We start from the raw sequence: 18,711 nt of genomic DNA on the forward strand, positions 1-18,711 counted from the left end.
GAGCAGTTATCTATTTTATTTATAGTATTTTATCATAACCACTCTAGGAGAGCCTTATTTATTAGCTATCAAAAAGGTGCTTTTTATCCTACACAGCATTTTGAATATGTAATTAATTCTTTAGTCAAGGTGATTGAAGAAAATGGCGGAGAAATTCACCTTAATTTAGAAGTTACTGATTTTATAGTCACTAATAAAACTATCACTGGAGTTAAAGCAACTAATAGAACAAATCATCAAAAATATGAAATTACTGGCGATAATATCATCTGCAATATAGATCCTCAAAAAGCTGCACAGATGATAGGAATAGAAAACTTCTCAAGCAAGATACTTAAGAAGCTCAACTATGAATATTCTCCTTCTAACTATATGGCCTACTGTGTCGTCAAAGATATTGATCTGCGCGATTACGGGTTTGGAAAATGGAATACATTCCATACTGGACATCAGGATTTAAATGAAGCATTTTATCAAATGTATGAAAGGCATGACTTTTCTAACCCCAGTTTTGCCATTACTACACCTACGTTAATGACGAATCATCATCGCGATTGTCCCGAAGGATGCCAAATTATCGAATTTTTGACAGTCGCTAATTATGATTATTTTCAAAACTTACAACAAACTAATAAAAAAGCTTACAGACAAAAAAAAGCAGAGATTTTAAATTCAATTCTAGATGTAGTAGAGAAAAACTATATTCCTGATTTCAGAAAATATCTTGTTTTTACAATAACTGGTAGTCCTACAACTAATGAGCGATTTTGTTGGTGTCCCAAAGGCAATTCTTACGGTTCTAATTTGACACCTCAAAATATGGGTATTAGTAGATTAAATTACGAGACATCTTTAAAAAAATTTTATTTTTGTAATGCTTCATCTGGATACCCAGGCTTTGCACCTACATTTTGGACTGGAGCAATGCTCTATCAAAAATTATCGGGAGATGTAATTTTATCAAAGGCATAAAATCTCTATAAAACTTTATTTTTTAAAGCATCCCATTAGTTTGGTATTGAAATATGAAAATCGCAATTATTGGGGGCGGAGCAAGCGGTATGGTAACGGCATATCTGCTTGATAAAAATGGGCATCACGTCACGATTTTTGAGAAACAACCTATTTTGGGTGGACATATTCGCACATTAAATAAAAATGTTAAACCTAATCAATCTGATTGTAAACAAATTTTAGAAAGTGGTGTCCTTGAATTTCCACTTAAGTTTAATAATTTTCTCAAATTAATGCAAGAGTTAGAAGTAGAATTAGAACCTGTTGATATCGGTTCAGCATTGTTTTTACCAGATGGACATCATGTTCTGTCATCGGTGTCAATTCAACACAATTTTACAGGTATTCGGCGTTTCTTTGAATATCTGAAACTTAATACTCTCTATGCAAGTTCTGTTGGACTTTTATTAAAAACATATTTTACTCAAATACAGCAATTATATAATCAGCCAATGTCTCAATTCTTTAAAGATCAGTGTATCCGTAATGACTGGTTAAAATTATTAACGATGTATAGCTATTCGATGGCATTTGAGCTAATCGATAACGTTCCAGCAGAAATGAGCATTCCCATTTTAAGAGATTACATATTTGTTAATTGGGTAAGGATTAAAGGAGGAGTTTATTCTTATATTGAAAAAATTCTAGAACTATTTCAGGGTGAAATTTTTCTTAATGTAGAGGTTACAGAGATTTTCAGACAACCTGACTCCGTTACAATCTTACTGTCTAATGGTGTAAAATATCTGTTCGATAAAGTAGTTTTCGCAACACCACCTGATCAAGTAATAAAGTTACTATCTACACCGACTAATGAAGAAATTCAACGATTTTCTAGATGGAAAAAAAATCAAGCCAAAACTGTGATACATACAGATATTTCTCTGTATGAAAAGCAGGGTATTAAGCAATCTTCAGAATTTGATTTCTTCCACACAAATAACGGATGGGGATATAATGCCTATCTAAATCGACTTTGTGGAGTATCATCGTCTCTTCCATACAGTCTGGCTTTTAACTTGGATGATGTGATTGCTCACGACAAAATCCTTCACATTCAAGAACATCACACGCCTCTATATACTGTCGAATCCTTTATGTATAGGAATGAAGTGATCAGCAGCAATGGTGAGAATAATACTTACCATGCAGGAGCTTACCTTGGAGATGGATTGCATGAAGGAGCAATCACTTCTGCAATCAGGGTTGCTGAATTAATTGGTTGACTCCTCCATATCTAATAAATTATTAGTGGCATTAACTACAATCTGTGCAGAGCCGATAAAAAACGATCGCTCGATATTTTCAGGAGTATCACTTGGTTGATGGTAGTGGGGTGTACGGAGATTAGCGGTATCTGTAACTAACACTGCACCTATACCTTGATACCAAAAGGGCGCATGATCACTACGCAGAGTATCTGGTGTGAGCAAACCTTTTAGGGGAATTGGTAGCTTGAGAATATCTGGTAAATTCCTGCTATCGGAGTTGTCAAAAGCTTTCAATAATGGTAAATGTTCCGTGTCACCTATGGCTACTAAAAAATCACCTTTATCGCTGGGTGGAGTCACAGGTAAACCTGTCGGATATTGCTGACACCCACTGGTATAGCAAGCATAACCCACCATATCCATAACGATCACACCCTGGAGGTTTTGCAAACGTTTTTCTTGAGTCACAAATGCTTTACTCCCCAGTAGTCCGGCTTCCTCTAGGTCAAAAAATGCTAACTGCAAATTCCGGGGTGTGGGTAGTGAATGAAAAACTCTGGCTAATTCCAGTAATACCGCTACACCACTAGCATTATCATCAGATCCAGGAGACGCAGCAACCGTATCATAATGCGCTGCAACTAAAATTGCTCCGGTTTTGGTGTCAGTTCCTGGACGTTCAGCAACGACATTTACACCACCAGAAAACTTTTCTAATTTCGGTTTCCAGCCTAACTTCTGTAGTTCATTGATGATATAAGTACGAGTAAGCGATCGCTCTTTTGGTGTATAGCGTTGAAAATTTAGCTTTTGAATGTGAGCTAATAATTTATCAGCAGATACTTGCGGGGCGTTGTTAACTTCCTGAGACTCTGGCTGTGGTTGAGGTGTAATTAGTGGCGTAGTCTCAACAATTTCTACAGAGGAACGTTGTTGAAAAAATGTACTCCCCCTACCACCCACAATCACAATTGCTACCAGTACCAACAGAGCGAGCCAAATCCTTTTTTTCATCAGAATTGATTCTTGTCTTTCAAACTAGGTTAGCGCACACAACAACTAGTACAGGACGGTGAAAATAACTGGTAACGTGTAACTGATAACTGGTAACTGAAAACAGCATGGGTGGCAGATTAATTGTATTTGAAGGGGTAGAAGGTTGCGGCAAAACTAGCCAAATGCAGCTTTGTGCAGAGTGGTTAGAAAGTTTGGGGATTTCTGTAATTATCACCCGTGAACCAGGAGGAACGGAGTTGGGTGTGCATCTGCGGCGTTTGTTGCTAGAAAAGAAAGATGATCAGCCTGTGGCTGAGGTGACAGAATTATTATTGTATGCTGCCGATCGCGCTCAACACGTTGCTCAAGAGTTACAACCCAATTTAGCAGCCGGAAAATATATTTTGTGCGATCGCTATATTGACTCTACCATTGCCTACCAAGGTTACGGTCGTGGTTTGGATATGAATTTAATCCACCAGCTAAATCAGATTGCTACTGGTGGTTTAAAGAGCGACTTGACTATCTGGCTAGATGTAGATGTAGAGCTAGGACTTGCCCGTAAGCGTGGGGATGCACTAGGATTAGACCGCATTGAACAAGAAACCATTGCTTTTCATCGTCGTGTACAGCAAGGTTATGCAGATTTAGCCGCTTCCTCACCCTCACAAATTTTCCGAGTTGATGGTAGTTTGAGCAAAGAAATTGTACACAAAACAATACAAGAAGTTTTACACTTACATTTGAAGGAGTTAAAGTAGCGGGAGGAACGCCATCACCTCTCATTTGGGAGTGGGTAATCGCAATTGCAATGATGGAAAATATTTCAACAATTAAAGCTAGCTAATTACATGGTATGTTGATCTAAGTTTCAAGCAAATAACTGGCTTTTTGCTGCATTTTATGAGTGAAACATCTACCAATCTACCACTTTGGATACAAGACAGAGATACTGTTATTGCTAATGGCAGTAATGTGGAGTGGCGATATCAAACACCACCTGACTATTCCCGCACAAATCAAAATCTCCAGCGCGAAAGTCAACACAATCATCTACAAGGTTCTCTAGAAGCCATAGTCCAAAATTTAGTGCGGACTTTCGAGATGGAAGCATCATATAAGAGCAATCCCCAGCAGTGGATATCAATTGTGACAGATAAGTTCCGCATGATGACCAATGGTGGGACAGCCTATACTGCTGACGATGTAGCTGATGCAGGAACATACAATTTATTTCTCGGAAATTCAGACAAATATAAATCCTCCGAAGAAGATTTTGAATCGTCAGCACATATCTTTCATCAGACATTTCCTAACGGCTTCTTATGGGAACTTATCGAAGTTTTATCAGGCCCGCCAACCGTAACATTCAAGTGGCGACATTGGGGACAATTTAGCGGGCCATACAAAGAATACGCGCCTACAGGAGACACTGTAGAAGTAGTAGGCGTTAGTATTGCTCGCGTTAACGATGATTTAAAAATTGAGACACTAGAACACTTTTTTGATAACAGTTCGTTTTTGAACAAATTAACAACAGGCTGTCCTTTCCACACTTAATCTAAGTAGCCGTCATGCGTTCTGGTGTACCCAGTTCATGACGGCTATTTACAATTTAATAGACATCTCCAAAAATAACATAGGCACAATTTATGAATTGTGCCTACTAAGGATTTCAGCAATTAAATTTGCTGGTCTATTAAACTGATGCTTTAACTAACGGTTTTCTTTTACTATAACCAACAGCAGCAACGCCAACTAAGAACATAGCACCAACAGCACCAGGTTCAGGTATAGACTTTGTAGAACCAACTTTAAGTTGATAAGCTAGTCTTGAATTCCTGGGAATTGTACCAGTCCAAGTCATTAATATTTCACCTGTGAGAGTAAAGGGCGAAGATATATCACTAATTTGTAGATAGTCTATATCACTTCCTGCTCCTGAGACTGAAGATAACAAATTTTGACCAATTGCTGTCCCATTAAACACTAAATTACTCAGTGTTATGGAACTATCGTCAGCAGCACGGGTACGGAGAAAGATATTATCAACGACACTAGTAAAAGCATTACTACTAAGTAGTTCTCCATTAACGGTATAATTCACTTGAGTGCCAGTGTATTCCAAGGTGAAATTTACTGGTGTACCATTTCCCCATACACGCTGACCTGATGCAACAGGTAGACCAGTAGATGTGTTAATACCTAATTCTCGATCACCGTTTAAGCTGTTGTTACCAATTCGACCCTCAGCAACAAATAATTCTGTAAATTCGCCGTTACTCAATAGATTATTAAAATCTCCATCAGTAAAACCTGATCTATCAACGAGAGTGAAAGCCTGGGCTGGGTTGGCTGCTAGAAATAAACTGATGGTGGTTAATCCTAAAGCCGTAAGGAACTTGCTTTTGTAGAACATTGTTTCTGGATTTTTGATGGTTAGTAGGTTCTTTAAAAAAGAAAAATTCTGTGATTGATTTAGCAGAATTTATTTCACTATGTGCTTATTACGTTAATGCTTGAATTTTCATTTGTCCAGGGAAATTGTGCCTCTTTATGAAACTTTTGATTTTTGATGTAAAGTCATCAATGATGTGTGTAAAATACGTAAGTCATAGTTAATGTTTCTGAAAGTAATGATACTTAGGTAAAACATTATAAATTACCAATGCTGAGTATCTTTACTTGTGATAGACAAAATAATATTTCGCTGCATTAAGTTATTAATAAATATGTGAATTAAATGAGGCAAGAAAGCAAAGCTTGATCTAAATGATTAGAGAATCGTTTGCACCACTGTTAGGACAACAACAAGCCATCGAATTACTAACTCAGGCTGTCACGCAAAACCGCGTAGCACCAGCCTATATGTTTGTCGGTGCAGATGGAGTAGGACGGAGTTTAGCGGCGCGGTGCTTTATTGAGTTGTTATTTGCTAGTACCGTAAAAGAGCAATCTCTGCCATCTTTACAACAAAGGTTGCGTCAAGGTAATCATCCTGATGTCTTATGGGTACAGCCAACGTACCAATATCAAGGACAACGTTTCACAGCCGCAGAAGCCGCCGAAAAGAAACTCAAGCGCAAAGCACCGCCTTTAATTCGCCTAGAACAAATTCGAGAAATTACCGAATTTCTCAGCCGTCCCCCCTTGGAAGCACCGAGGAATATAGTAGTGTTGGAAGAAGCCCAAACAATGGCAGAACCAGCAGCTAATGCGCTACTCAAGACTTTAGAAGAACCAGGAAAAGCGACAATTATTTTAATCACTCCTTCCCCTGAGTCGGTTTTACCCACTTTGGTTTCACGCTGTCAACGTATTGCTTTTTCTCGGTTAGATACAGCGTCCTTAACTCAAATTCTGACGCAAACAGGTAATCAGGAAATTTTACAGCATCCAGCAATCTTGAGCATAGCAGCTGGTAGTCCGGGAAATGCGATCGCCTCTTACGAACAATTACAAGCAATTCCCCCCCAGCTACTTCAAGATTTGATGAAAGCACCGACATCCCAACGCAAAGCTTTAGAACTAGCCAAACAAATTGACAAAGAATTAGATACAGAAACCCAACTATGGTTAGTCGATTATCTGCAACAGTCTTACTGGCAACAGTGGCATCAACCACCCATCATTAACCAATTAGAACAAACCCGCAAATATCTACTAGCTTACGCCCAACCCCGTCTAGTTTGGGAATGTATGTTATTGTTCCTCTGTCAAACGTTAAATTGGCAAAATTAAATGGGGAATTCAATGAGTGGATTTTAGATTTTAGATTTTGGATTGGGTTTAAATCCAAAATCTAAAATTCATCTGTCACCTATCACCTGTTACCTGTCCCCTACCTACGCAAACTCCGTGGGTCAAGCGCATCTCTCAACCCATCTCCTAGTAAATTGAAAGCCAAGACTGTCAGGATAATTAACAAAGCCGGAGGCCAAATTAACCAGGGTTGCAGTACCAAAATAGACGCATTACTGGCTAAAGACAGCATATTTCCCCAAGAAGGGTCGGGTTGTTGAATACCCAAACCAATCAGACTCAGTATTGCTTCTGAGCCAATAAAACTGGGAACTGCGAGGGTAGCGGAGATAACTACATAGGTAGCAGTTTGCGGTAAAACGTGGTGGATAATAATATATATTGGCTTTCCACCCATTGCTCTCGCTGCTTGGACAAATTCTCGCTCTTTAATTGATAGGACTTGTCCACGAATAACCCTAGCTAAACCAGCCCAGCTAATCACAGAAGTAATCAACACAATCAATAAAAATCGCTGACTGCTGCTTAAACCAGCCGGTAAGACTGCACCCAAGGTAACCAACAGATAGATACTAGGGAAAGTCATTAACACTTCTGCTATCCGCATAATGACACTATCAGTCCAACCGCCAAAATAGCCAGAAATCCCACCTATCAACAAACCTAGGGGAAAAGTAAAAAGTACCCCAATAATCCCAATAAATAGACTAATCCGCCCACCATACAAAAGGCGGCTAAGTTGGTCGCGTCCTTGTTCGTCAGTCCCTAGAAGATTTAATTTTGCATTCCCATCTGCCCCAAATAAATGCCAATTTAAAGGTATACCAGGGATGATAGTTACTTCTTCCGATTTGCCGGGTATTGGTAAGCTCAACTGAAACAGTCGGTATTCTGGCCCAGCGACAAATAATCTTACAGGCGAAGGCTTTGTATAGTCTACAATCAATTGGCGATCGCCTGTTTCTAAGTCCGTATCCCCCTGAGTTGTCGGATAAATGTGGGGGCCAATAAACTTACCCGATGTTTTGGCAACCCAATAAATCCGAGTAGGTGGTAATAGTGAACCATTAGCTTGTGACACGTAAGGATTATATGGGGCAATGAAATCAGCAGCAATTACCGCTATATAGAAAACCAACAACAAGATTGCCCCAAATCGTGCCAAAGGATTTTTCTGAAGTCTTTGCCACCAATTCATAGTTTTTAATTATTAGTCATTAGTTATTAGTCATTAGTTAAGGGTGAATGGTCAATATAGTCAAGGGTATGTAGGTAAATTTTTGGGTAGAGAACAGGTGACAGGGAAGCAGGGGGAGAAAAACACAATCCCCAATCCCCAATCCCCAATCCCCAATAACTAACCTTGTAATTGCTCAACCAAGTATTTTTGTTCTTCTTGGTTTTTTTCATGCTCTACAACAAATACATTTGAGTAGAGATTAGCCAGAATTTGCTTTCCTTGCTGCGTCAAAGATAAATATCGTAGCCCGTCGGTGATGTAGGGATGAACGCCATTCCAATAGAACTTGGCGTAATTTTTGCGTAAGTCAGCAGGGTTTTCGTACCCTAAAACTTTGGTGACTCCAGTTTCTTCAAACTCGTAAAATAAAGAGGTGATTTTCTTTAAGTAACGTGGGTCGCTTAATTGCCCAATCAAATCAGCCGCACGCACCAATCCTGCAAAACTAGTTGTCTCTTGATGATCTTCTGCTGTCGGTACAGGAAATCTAGTTAATTCAATATTACTTTTAATTACATCAGCATCTATAAGCTTATGTCCGCCAAAACGTTCATCAATAAAAAGTTTAGCTCTATCTACATGATACGGTGTCAGACTAGCATCAGAAGCCCCTGGAGCAAGAGAAATCATTCTGCCATTTTTGCCGGTGGAGTATAAGCCTTTATTTTCTTGGTCTTGTCGGCAAACTCCTTTGACATAGCCAATATCATGACATAGCAAGGAAATAATAAAATGCAACCAGTCTTCACTAGAAACACCACCTTCACGGATATGTTTACCGCGCAGAATTTCCTGTCCTACTAGGGTAACTAAGATAGAATGTTCAACATTGTGATATAGGGCATCACTGTTGGCTATGTTTTCCAACGCCATATTACCAGCCCAAGCAATGATGTCTTGATAATCATTTTTGAAACAGCCATATGTACGGCTGTATCCTTCTCTAATTTGTTTGACAAAAGCATCAATTAAAATCTCAGTGGCGTTGAACATATAATTTACTTAGTTGGGAAATTATTTAAAATTTTTTTACAAACAACACCTTCAGGGTTTCCCTAAATGGCATTTTGAAAATGCAGATTTCTCGTGATTATCCATGTTCCACTCCTATGTACTAGGTGTCTGTGATCTAATGACTCAGCTTGTGTGATTCAAATAAGTATGATTGATTGACAAAAATATAAAGTGTGCAATCATTGAGTGTTTCAGTATAAATACGTAACTTAGTTATTTAATGAATAAACAATAATACTTACTTGTGTTTACTATAGCGGCAATTATTACAGTTGGCTGATCAAGAATTGGGCTATGCTTAATATATTGTGACCAAACTTAATATTTTGTATGATTTTAGGTTTTCAACTCAAGATCAAACAAGTTTTAAGTTATTAATTCAGTAGATTATGATATGATCATTCAGATAAATTCAATGTTATTCGCGGGTGTAATTCAGTGGTAGAATGTCACCTTCCCATGGTGAACGTCGTGGGTTCGAGTCCCATCGCCCGCTTGTTGGTTGCCTGAAATAATTTTCCCCAGTATATTGCTAAACCTGGATTACCAGTTTTTGGAAAATATATGGGGTTATTTGATTTATACTTTTAAGTTCGTCTAATTATGAAGAAGTATTAAAGTTGTATGTCTAGCCTGAGTTCTGACATGGTTCGCGTTTATTTGCAAGAAATTGGTCAGTTTCCATTATTAACATCAGACCAAGAAATAACTTATGGCAGGCAAGTACAACAAATGATTGCCATTGAGCAGCTCAAACAGCAGCTTAGTCAAGAATTGGATCGAGAACCAACGCTAGCAGAATTAGCGGATTTTGTAAACAAAAGCGAAACTGAAGTAAATCAAATACTTCAGCTTGGTCAACGAGCCAAGCAAAAGATGATCACAGCAAATCTACGGCTAGTAGTTTCGGTTGCTAAAAAATACCAGCGTCGCAATTTGGAGTTCCTAGATTTAGTTCAAGAAGGAGCTATAGGTTTACAAAGAGGGATAGAAAAGTTTGATCCCAACCGAGGCTATAAGTTATCAACATACGCCTACTGGTGGATTAGTCAGGCTATCACCAGGGCGATCGCTGAGAAATCACGCACAGTGAGGCTACCTATTCATGTCAATGAGAAACTGAATCAAATTAAAAAAGTACAACGAGAATTGTTTCAAACATTGGGTCGCCGTGCTACCGTGGCAGAAATTGCTCAGAAATTGGACTTAGAACCCAGCCAAATTCGAGAATATCTGCGTGCTGCGAGTGGGACAATTTCTCTAGATTTAAAAGTGGGAGATAACCAAGATACTGAACTGAGTGAACTTCTAGCAGATGAAGGTATATCGCCGAATGAACATATCACCCAAGAAATGTTGCGCCAGGACTTAAGTGATTTGTTAGCATCACTCAAACCCGTACAGCGCGAAGTATTAATCTTACGCTTTGGACTGTTGGATAATCAAGAACGAAGTTTAGCCCAGATTGGTGAGAAGCTCAATGTCAGTCGAGAGCGAGTTCGTCAAATTCAGCAACAAGCAATGACTGCTCTGCGTCGTCAACAACCATCTATTGAGCAGTATCTTTTTTCTTGAGAGATATAAGCTTACCCCCAGCTGAAGCACCTACCATGTATACACATCTCTATGCTGAGTGCAAAATGTGGTTTGATCCCCCCTAACCCCCCTTAAAAAAGGGGGGAATAGATTCAAAGTCCCCCTTTTTAAGGGGGATTTAGGGGGATCAAAACGTTGTAGGGCTAGGTTATCAGACTTGTGTGTACACCGTAGCTTTTTTAAGGGGGGTTAGGGGAGATCAGAACGATACCGCATAAGGTTATCAGACTTGTGTATAAACCGTCGGGCGGAAGCACGGGGTTAATCAACAACTTCCACACTCCCTCACGACTCAGGTGAGCTAGGAATATAGACCCTGCAAAACCACATTAAAAGTACGTATTAATAAGATTTTCAGCCTTTTTATTGGCCACAAATGGTTTAGGATCAACTATAGCAATCCTATCTTTATCTAGCCTTTTGGTAGTGACTATGGGGCTAAACCACCGATAGTTACTGCCTATACTCCTATGTTGCTACCGCAAAGATTGCCACATCACAAAAAATTAGACCTGTTACAGAATCGGTGATGATATGAACGTATTACCTGCAACTACCCCAGAAACATTTAGCCTGTTAAGTATTGGTCAACGAGGAGTAGGCAAAACAGTTTTTCTAGCTGGTAGTTACGCAGAATTACATCCTGATAACCATCCAGAAAATCCTCAGCAGTTGTGGTTCGATTGCCAAGATAACGATGTACAAGCAAACCTGGAAAAGATTAAAAACCATGTTGCTCGCACCAATCTATATCCACCCGCCACAATTAAAATCACTAACTTTAACTTTAGTTTGAAAACTCAAAGTCCAGAGGGTGTGAAAACAGTGTGTCATTTTCGCTGGTGGGACGTTCCTGGGGAGTCCTGTAATATTAATAATCCTGAGTTTCAAGAAATGATCCTGACTTCCAATGGCTGCTGTGTATTTATTAATGCCAATTCTCTGTTACAGGATCAAGATTATCTACGGTCAATTGAGGACATTTACAATCAAGTAGCGGCGATCGCCTCTGTGGTCTACAAGTATAATATAAAATATGCCTTTGCACTAATTTTGACCAAGTGCGACTTAATTGAACTTAATCCAGCCACCCAGCTAAAAATTGAGCAGAACTTGCAACCACTGATTACCTACCTTGATACTGTGAAAGCCACTCATCAAATATTCTATTCAGCTATACCTATTGTTTCTGTAGAAGGTGTTTCAAGTCTCATGGCTAAAGGTGCGGCGAGTCCACTCCTCTGGCTTTTATCACATCTCAATCATTCTCACAATGTTTCATCACAACCAAATGTGGCGAGTGAATCAACCCAAAGCTTATCTATTAGTCAGATATTACCAGATACAAACCGCAGGTCTATTTTCATCATGTCTTTGGTCGGTGTGACTTTACTTGGGGCGATCGCGGCACTTTTCTTGGCTTTCAATCCATTTACGCCTGTTCCCCAACAAATCCCTACAACAGAACCATCACCAAACTCTACTCCACAAAATTGAAGTCGCCAACTCATACCCAATAGGGTTTCCTAGATTAGTATGGACTCTTTGCTCCTAGGTCAACTTGTACATACCAGCTTTCCTGTCGTGGGATTTAAAACTGTGGTGAGTAGAGAAATTCCCACGGAAATTAAGCAAGTCTTCATCGAACAGGTAGTTTATCAGTATTGGGATTCCTATAATCCTCCTAGTGCTGGATATCGAGCGGCTTATCTATATCAGCTCACCTCAGAGCATAGCTTGTTTGGTTGGTTATACAACGATGGACTCGATGATTTTGGTCGCAGTGATGTTCCCTACTTCGTTTGTTATTATTTAGCAGGTCAACTACAGCTGTCCCAACTCGAAAATATTTTTATTTGCTTATGCACCGGGCCAGTCAGGCTGATAGATAGGCAAAATCTCCCCGTTTCTCTAGACAGTTTGATCATCCCCGACTTGTGGAGTTACCAACCTATCCGTACTGGGGTGAAGATTCCTCAAGACATGATGCAGCAAAGCCAGATTGCTCTTCAACAGGGAGAATTGCTCAATTTGTTTGTTTTTGCTGTTGAGGAGAAAATACAAGATAGTTCCATTTCTGATCGGAATTTATGTTACACCACCATATACAAAAAACCATCTTCAGTAATACAGGATGTTGTCTATCCTCATCAGACTTCCCATAAAACAATCATTCAGGATGACTTTTTGCTGAAAATGCCCTCAGCAGAAGATTATCAACAGATACTCCTTGCTAGAGCTAACTTAAAAGATAGTCATAAAGCTGCTGCTACCTTCCCAGGGAAATCGACTTTGATACTGGGAATTATAGCCAGCAATGTTTTGCTGCTGACGTTGATACTTATTGGTTACTACTTTCTCAAAGTCGCACCGTTTACTGGTAGTGTCCCAAAAGTTCCCGATGTTATCCCTACCCGAAATCCTATTTTTGCTCCCAAAAAGATTACTCTCACCAAAACTTTAACTGGTCATTCAGATTCTGTTTGGTCTGTAGTAATAACCGACAGTGGGCGGACTTTGGTTAGTGCTAGTGCAGATCAAACGATTAAGGTTTGGAATTTAGATACTAAAGAGATTATATCCACACTTACAGGACATACTGATACTGTGAGGGCGATCGCTCTCAGCGCAGATGGGCAAACTCTTGCTAGTGGGAGTGGAGATCAGACGATTAAGGTTTGGAATTTTCAGACCTTTGATCTGATGAGGACAATCAATGCCAATTCCGGCCCTGTTTGGTCAGTTGCTATCAGCGATGATGGACAGATCCTTGTCAGTGGCAATGAAGATGGTAGCATCAAAATTTGGAACTTGTACACAGACAAGCTCCTACACACAATTAACGGACATGAGGGTCGGGTTTTCTCTGTAGCTATCAGTCCTGATGGAAAGACCTTTGCGACTGGAGGACTTGACAAAACTATCAAGGTTTGGGAATTGCGTACAGGGAAACTCATTTGTGCGATCGCAAAACATGATGACGCAGTGCGATCGGTAATCTTTAGCAGCGACGGTAAAACACTTGCCAGTGCCAGTTGGGATAAAACGATTAAAATCTGGAATTGGCAAACTAGCGAACTTCTGCATACACTAGTCGGCCATACTTCACGGGTGGTAACTCTGAGTTTAGGCAGTGATCAACAAACTCTAGTTAGTGGAAGTATTGACAATAGTATAAAAATTTGGAATTGGCAAACAGGGGAATTGCTCCGTACCCTTTCTGGACATTCTGACTGGATTTTAGCGATCGCCACCAGCCCGGCAAAGCAAATCCTAGTCAGTAGCAGTAAAGACAAAACAATCCGAATTTGGCAGCCGCAAATCAATACTCAGTAGATTTGACACTCCCCAGACTAAAGGCTTCCCTAGAACAAAGTTCATGATGATTTTGAGCTAGAGATTGTTCGTATGCAGACTCAATTGTGTTAAGTAATTCTACAATGTCATACGGTTTACTGACAAAATAAGAAGTACCCATTAATGAGGTTAATTCGTCGATATGTCTATGGGCTGTAACTAACACAGTTACTAAATTAATTCCTGTTAACAGGAGATGTTGACATACTTCAGTTCCTGTTAACTCAGGCATTCTGTAATCTAAAATTAGTAAATCTGGTTTCTCTTGCAGCACTTTTTCTACGGCTTCTTTGCCATCGCGTGCTTCTATAACTTCCCAGTTTTCTTGCTCAAGTAAAAAAGCTAGCAGAGTGCGGCTATCATCGTCGTCATCTGCAATCAGCACTTTGCGCCTGGTTAAATTCTCCAATTTCATCACATTTTTTCCCCTCTTGGTATAGTAAAAGTGGCAGGAGCAATATCTAATTGAGCAATATTGAAGACTGGAGTTGGTTTAAAACTGACTTCTACCAATTCAGAATTCGGTATCTGATTCACTGCTACTGTTACTGTCCCCCCTTGATTTGCAATCTCGAAAGCTTGCAAGAAATAACGCAGCAGTTTGCGTAAAAGACTGTTTAAATCAGCCACTACTATAATTGGCTCTGTCAAGTACAAAACAACTTCAACCTTACGAATTGCGGCCTCAGTCGATAGCAGATCAACTAAACTGCAAATGGCATCGGTGAGTAACAAAGGTTGAGGTACATCTCTTTGAAAAGAAGCTAATTTGCGCCAAAATGTAGCCCGGCGGCGAAATAATTGGATTGATTTTTCAGCCTGCTGAAGTAATTGCATGGCATAATCAATCCGATTAACGACTACCATTCGAGATACAATTTCCAGTTGTAAGCGACTTGCTTGATGAGCTTGGATAATGTCCTGACGGAGATTTTCTAATGGTTGATAGTCATCGTCATGAGATTCTAGTACATGGCGAACATCTTTTTCGAGATTGGCTACCAAAAATTCTGCTTCAATACCGTGGGAAGCACAAATTAGTATTTCTTTCAGGCGTTGTCTGACATCTGGACTACGTGCAGAAATACTCAAGACTCCGACGATTTCCCCTTGATCATTACGCAGAGGTGTTCCCTGACAACTAAAAGGATGAAACCCCTCAATAAAATGCTCTGCGGCCACAATTTCTGTATAATTTTCTTCAGCTAGTGGTGTACCAATACCATTAGCACCAGCTACTGCTTCTGACATAAGAGTTCCAGGTGGAGGAAATCCCTCTGTCTCATTTATTGTTTGCTCATCGCTAAATACATCTAATAAGATGGCATGATGATTGCTTAACATGACCGCATGACGTTCTCTGCCAACTGCTTGTGATAATATGCGGAAATAAGGACGCGCCGCATTAATTAAATAAGTATTTGACTCTACTAAACGTTCCGTATCCAAGACAGAAAGTTTTTCAGCTTGTAAAGCGTGAGGGTTAGCTCCTTGAAGGTGTGATCTTTCCCAAGCACGATAGACCTCTACGCGCAACAAATCAATAGGTATTTTGCCTATGCTTCTATATATACGCCCTGCTTCTAATACATCAGCTACTGGAAAAGACATGGCTTAATATCTGTACATATATTAATTGAAATGATTGATTTTTATCTGATATTTCAAGAGTGTGTAATAAAGACTATATAGATATTAGTGACTAAAACTATAGTAAAAATACTTAACTAGCCGTAAAAGCCCTAATTTGTTCTACGTATAAACCCAGTGGTTATGAAATGCTCCTACAGGAGAGTGTGTATGCCTTCTATATCCTGAAATTATTCTTAACTGAATAGTAATTCATTCACTTTCTTTGGAGGATAAAGTCTGAAAGTAGCACTAAGTAACGTCATTATTTAGTAATGATCTAAAATAAACACGACAAACTTTTCTAAAAAAATCTAACTATTTTGAGTAACGAAACTTCAGGGCGGATGCTACTCGCTCACAACTTTAATATTTCTGGGGACAGGATACCATCTCTCAGTCGAGAAGAATTTGCTGAAGTGTTTCAGTCGGGATTGAGTAGCTATGAACACCTGCAATGTAGGCTGGTGAATCATCCTCATTGGATTGTAGAAATTTTATTTACTGGCAACGAATTTTCATCGCAGCAAGTCGGAAAACTGTGCGCTCAAGCTTTATTACAAAAGCGGCAATCGCAGCAACTAAACACAGATATTCTCCCAGAAATTCTGGTTTTAGGTGGTATCAAAACCACTCCAGCCACTAGCGATTCCCCTGATGCTCTGCAACCGGGAAACTGGGGGGTAGATGTGGTAGAGACTGACTCTGGTGCAGCGTTTTTAGAGGCGATCGCTTGGGATACCACCATTGCCCAGAAAACTGCCGACAGTGTATTTAAGGTTGAACTCAGAGAATTGGGGATTGGGGACTGATGACTGGAAGCAGAGCAGTAGATTATCTTCTATAGCTAAGTCCCCTCATTAAGAAGTTTAGAATCGTTTGTGCAAAATGAGTGCAAAATCTTCTCATTTCATCTAGATTTACAAATCTTGATGTTCACCGTGACGCGCTCATAAGAAAATTGATCATAACAAAGCGTATAAAACGCCTAAAAGCTTGAGCATCTAGGAAATCAGAATTTTAATTCTGATGGAAGCTGGCAATTTGGGTTCAAAGGAATCAATCCAGTAATCTAATTTGCCTGGGTGAGCAATCTGAAATTTATTTACATCTTGAAACAATTTTCTTAACCTCTTTCGTTAACAGGAGATACAATTGATGCCATTTGGACCAGCTTCACGCTTGGGAGTCAGCCTGTTTGATGAAACCCCTCCCGTTGAGTGGGTACCAGGTCGCTCACAAGAAGAAGCAGAAACAATCATTCAGGCAGTCTATCGGCAAGTATTAGGCAATGCCTATGTGATGGAAAGTGAGCGGCTCGCTGTTCCCGAATCTCAGTTTAAGCAGGGTGCATTAAGCGTCCGCGAGTTTGTCCGGGCAGTGGCTAAATCTGACCTCTATTGTTCTCGTTTTTTCACCAGTTGTGCGCGCTACCGGGCGATAGAACTCAACTTTCGCCATCTGTTGGGTCGTCCACCACTAGATTTGGAAGAAATGCGGACACACAGCACAATTCTGGATACTCAAGGGTTTGAAGCCGAAATTGATTCTTATCTCGATAGCGATGAGTATCAAAATACTTTTGGGGAAAACTTCGTTCCTTACATCCGGGGCTACAAAACTGAAGCCTGCACTAGTATGGTGCAATTTACTCACACCTTCCAGTTGGTGCGGGGAGCTTCTAGCAGTAGCTTGAAGGGAGACCTAGCAGGCAAGAGTCCTAAGCTCAACGCACTAGTGATTCAAGGCACGCCAACAGCAGTGATTTCACCTGCTAGTGATGGAGCAGCATTCTCTACACCTCCAACTGGTTCTCGTACTCGTCATGGAGTTGATGCTAGTTCTGGTGGTAAGGTTTACCGCATTGAAGTCACAGGTTATCGTGCCAAAACCTTCAATAATATTTCCAAGTTTCGCCGCTCCAACCAAGTCTTTCTGGTGTCATACGATAAGCTCTCTCAAGAGTATCAGCGAATTCACCAGCAGGGCGGGGTGATTGCCAGTATCACTGCGGTATAAATTCAGCTGCAAACTTACAAAAATTGAGGAGATAGATTCCTATGGCATCCCAAACAATTCTGGAACTGTGGCCCGCAAGTGGCTTAGAGGAACTTCAAACTATCATTCGCGCAGTTTATAAACAAGTGTTAGGCAATCCTCATATCATGGAGAGTGAGCGATTGGTGACAGCAGAGTCACAATTGTGCGATCGCTCCATCACTGTGCGGGAATTTGTCCGCGCCGTTGCTAAGTCTGAGTTTTATCGTAGTCGCTACTTCGAGTCCTGCGCTCCCTACCGTTTTGTAGAACTCAACTTCCTACACTTGCTTGGTCGCGCCCCCCAAGATCAAAGAGAAGTTTCCGAGCATATTGTTCGCACTGTAGCCGAAGGCTACGATGCTGAAATTGACTCCTACATTGATAGCAGTGAATATCAAGCAGCCTTTGGCGAAAACGTAGTACCCTACTATCGCGGTAGAAGCAGCGAAGCTAACTCCAAGCAGATCGGCTACAACCGGATGTTTGCTATTGATCGTGGCCCCGCCCAGATTGATAGCTCAGTTAAATCTGCCCAATTGGTCTATGCCGTTGCTACCAACAGTACCAATGCGATTAAAGCCTCATCAGCAACTGTCATTGGTTCTGGCACAGAAAAACGATTCAAAATCGTGGTGACGGGTTCTAAATTCGATGGACCTCGGCGCATTAGTAGCACTGAGTACATTGTTCCGGCTAGTAAAATGACTCCACAAATTCAGCGCATCAATCGCACTTCTGGCAAAATCGTCAGCATTACTGAAATTGCGTAATGAGTGCTGAGTCATGAGTGCTGAGTTCTGAGTGCTGAGTGCTGAGTGCTGAGTTCTGAGTGCTGAGTTCTGAGTTCTGAGT

General features: G+C 40.3%; 16 protein-coding genes, 1 tRNA gene and 3 pseudogenes. 14 read left to right on the forward strand and 6 right to left on the reverse strand.

Annotated features, from left to right (window positions below; translation table 11 throughout):
• The coding region (locus tag ACM0OR_RS25175) for a phytoene desaturase family protein (RefSeq protein ID WP_414579214.1) at window positions 1–972 on the forward strand (972 nt) is incomplete at its 5' end.
• Window positions 973–1,025: 53 nt separating this feature from the next.
• Window positions 1,026–2,240 (forward strand): FAD-dependent oxidoreductase, encoded by a 1,215-nt coding sequence (locus ACM0OR_RS25180; protein ID WP_414579215.1) that lies wholly within the window; start codon window positions 1,026–1,028, stop codon window positions 2,238–2,240.
• On the opposite strand, the gene ACM0OR_RS25185 is transcribed toward ACM0OR_RS25180, so the two are convergent.
• Window positions 2,229–3,239 carry a M28 family peptidase gene (locus ACM0OR_RS25185; protein ID WP_414579216.1) on the reverse strand — a complete coding sequence of 337 codons (1,011 nt, stop codon included), beginning with the start codon at window positions 3,237–3,239 and terminating at the stop codon, window positions 2,229–2,231. The genes ACM0OR_RS25180 and ACM0OR_RS25185 overlap by 12 nt on opposite strands.
• A 107-nt stretch (window positions 3,240–3,346) precedes the next feature.
• Between ACM0OR_RS25185 and tmk the strand changes: the two genes are divergently transcribed.
• Both tmk and ACM0OR_RS25195 read left to right on the forward strand, forming a co-directional pair.
• Complete coding sequence (gene tmk / locus ACM0OR_RS25190; protein ID WP_414579217.1) at window positions 3,347–3,982, forward strand: dTMP kinase; 636 nt, start codon at window positions 3,347–3,349, stop codon at window positions 3,980–3,982.
• A 142-nt stretch (window positions 3,983–4,124) separates the two neighbouring features.
• A complete protein-coding gene (locus ACM0OR_RS25195) occupies window positions 4,125–4,781 on the forward strand; it encodes a SnoaL-like polyketide cyclase (RefSeq protein ID WP_414579218.1) in 657 nt (218 codons plus the stop codon).
• Between the two features lie 139 nt (window positions 4,782–4,920).
• On the opposite strand, the gene ACM0OR_RS25200 is transcribed toward ACM0OR_RS25195, so the two are convergent.
• Entirely contained in the window at window positions 4,921–5,640 is a 720-nt protein-coding gene (locus ACM0OR_RS25200; protein ID WP_414579219.1) for a choice-of-anchor W domain-containing protein, read from the reverse strand.
• A 353-nt stretch (window positions 5,641–5,993) separates the two neighbouring features.
• Here ACM0OR_RS25200 and holB point away from each other — a divergent pair, with 353 nt between their 5' ends.
• Entirely contained in the window at window positions 5,994–6,962 is a 969-nt protein-coding gene (holB, locus tag ACM0OR_RS25205) for a DNA polymerase III subunit delta' (RefSeq protein ID WP_323268668.1), read from the forward strand.
• 100 nt (window positions 6,963–7,062) lie between these two features.
• On the opposite strand, the gene ACM0OR_RS25210 is transcribed toward holB, so the two are convergent.
• Together ACM0OR_RS25210 and ACM0OR_RS25215 are read right to left on the reverse strand one after the other, a co-directional pair.
• Complete coding sequence (locus ACM0OR_RS25210) at window positions 7,063–8,181, reverse strand: ABC transporter permease (protein ID WP_414579220.1); 1,119 nt, start codon at window positions 8,179–8,181, stop codon at window positions 7,063–7,065.
• A gap of 159 nt (window positions 8,182–8,340) precedes the next feature.
• Window positions 8,341–9,216, reverse strand: a complete 876-nt coding sequence (locus tag ACM0OR_RS25215) for an Npun_R2479 family HD domain-containing metalloprotein (protein ID WP_190698647.1) — start codon at window positions 9,214–9,216, stop codon at window positions 8,341–8,343.
• A gap of 445 nt (window positions 9,217–9,661) precedes the next feature.
• On the opposite strand from ACM0OR_RS25215, the gene ACM0OR_RS25220 reads away from it, so the two are divergent.
• The 6 genes and pseudogenes from ACM0OR_RS25220 to ACM0OR_RS25245 all read left to right on the forward strand — a co-directional run.
• Window positions 9,662–9,733, forward strand: a tRNA-Gly gene (locus ACM0OR_RS25220).
• Between the two features lie 128 nt (window positions 9,734–9,861).
• Window positions 9,862–10,812 carry an RpoD/SigA family RNA polymerase sigma factor gene (locus ACM0OR_RS25225; RefSeq protein ID WP_190698645.1) on the forward strand — a complete coding sequence of 317 codons (951 nt, stop codon included), beginning with the start codon at window positions 9,862–9,864 and terminating at the stop codon, window positions 10,810–10,812.
• A gap of 555 nt (window positions 10,813–11,367) precedes the next feature.
• Window positions 11,368–12,330 carry a hypothetical protein gene (locus ACM0OR_RS25230; RefSeq protein ID WP_323268666.1) on the forward strand — a complete coding sequence of 321 codons (963 nt, stop codon included), beginning with the start codon at window positions 11,368–11,370 and terminating at the stop codon, window positions 12,328–12,330.
• A gap of 699 nt (window positions 12,331–13,029) precedes the next feature.
• A pseudogene (locus ACM0OR_RS25235) lies at window positions 13,030–13,506 on the forward strand (WD40 repeat domain-containing protein); the annotation flags it as partial.
• Between the two features lie 30 nt (window positions 13,507–13,536).
• Window positions 13,537–13,632: pseudogene (locus ACM0OR_RS25240) on the forward strand (hypothetical protein); the annotation flags it as partial.
• 36 nt (window positions 13,633–13,668) lie between these two features.
• Window positions 13,669–14,169 (forward strand): annotated as a pseudogene (locus tag ACM0OR_RS25245) (WD40 repeat domain-containing protein); the annotation flags it as partial.
• Here ACM0OR_RS25245 and ACM0OR_RS25250 read toward each other — a convergent pair.
• Both ACM0OR_RS25250 and ACM0OR_RS25255 read right to left on the reverse strand, forming a co-directional pair.
• Window positions 14,156–14,605 (reverse strand): response regulator, encoded by a 450-nt coding sequence (locus tag ACM0OR_RS25250; RefSeq protein WP_414579221.1) that lies wholly within the window; start codon window positions 14,603–14,605, stop codon window positions 14,156–14,158. The pseudogene ACM0OR_RS25245 and the gene ACM0OR_RS25250 sit on opposite strands and share 14 nt — an antisense overlap.
• Window positions 14,605–15,801: a GAF domain-containing protein gene (locus tag ACM0OR_RS25255; protein WP_414579222.1), complete on the reverse strand. Its 1,197-nt coding sequence runs from the start codon at window positions 15,799–15,801 to the stop codon at window positions 14,605–14,607. The genes ACM0OR_RS25250 and ACM0OR_RS25255 overlap by 1 nt, the downstream gene beginning before the upstream one ends.
• A 341-nt stretch (window positions 15,802–16,142) precedes the next feature.
• On the opposite strand from ACM0OR_RS25255, the gene ACM0OR_RS25260 reads away from it, so the two are divergent.
• The 3 genes from ACM0OR_RS25260 to ACM0OR_RS25270 all read left to right on the forward strand — a co-directional run bounded on the left by ACM0OR_RS25260 (window position 16,143) and on the right by ACM0OR_RS25270 (window position 18,629).
• Complete coding sequence (locus ACM0OR_RS25260; protein WP_323268662.1) at window positions 16,143–16,631, forward strand: DUF2656 domain-containing protein; 489 nt, start codon at window positions 16,143–16,145, stop codon at window positions 16,629–16,631.
• Between the two features lie 346 nt (window positions 16,632–16,977).
• Window positions 16,978–17,838, forward strand: coding sequence for a phycobilisome rod-core linker polypeptide (locus ACM0OR_RS25265; RefSeq protein ID WP_190698638.1), 861 nt, complete (start codon window positions 16,978–16,980; stop codon window positions 17,836–17,838).
• 41 nt (window positions 17,839–17,879) lie between these two features.
• Window positions 17,880–18,629: a phycobilisome rod-core linker polypeptide gene (locus ACM0OR_RS25270; protein ID WP_190698635.1), complete on the forward strand. Its 750-nt coding sequence runs from the start codon at window positions 17,880–17,882 to the stop codon at window positions 18,627–18,629.
• Window positions 18,630–18,711 lie beyond the last annotated feature (82 nt).

It is taken from the genome of Anabaena sp. CCY 9402-a, assembly GCF_963920945.1.
Classification (GTDB): Bacteria; Cyanobacteriota; Cyanobacteriia; order Cyanobacteriales; family Nostocaceae; genus Trichormus; species Trichormus minutissimus.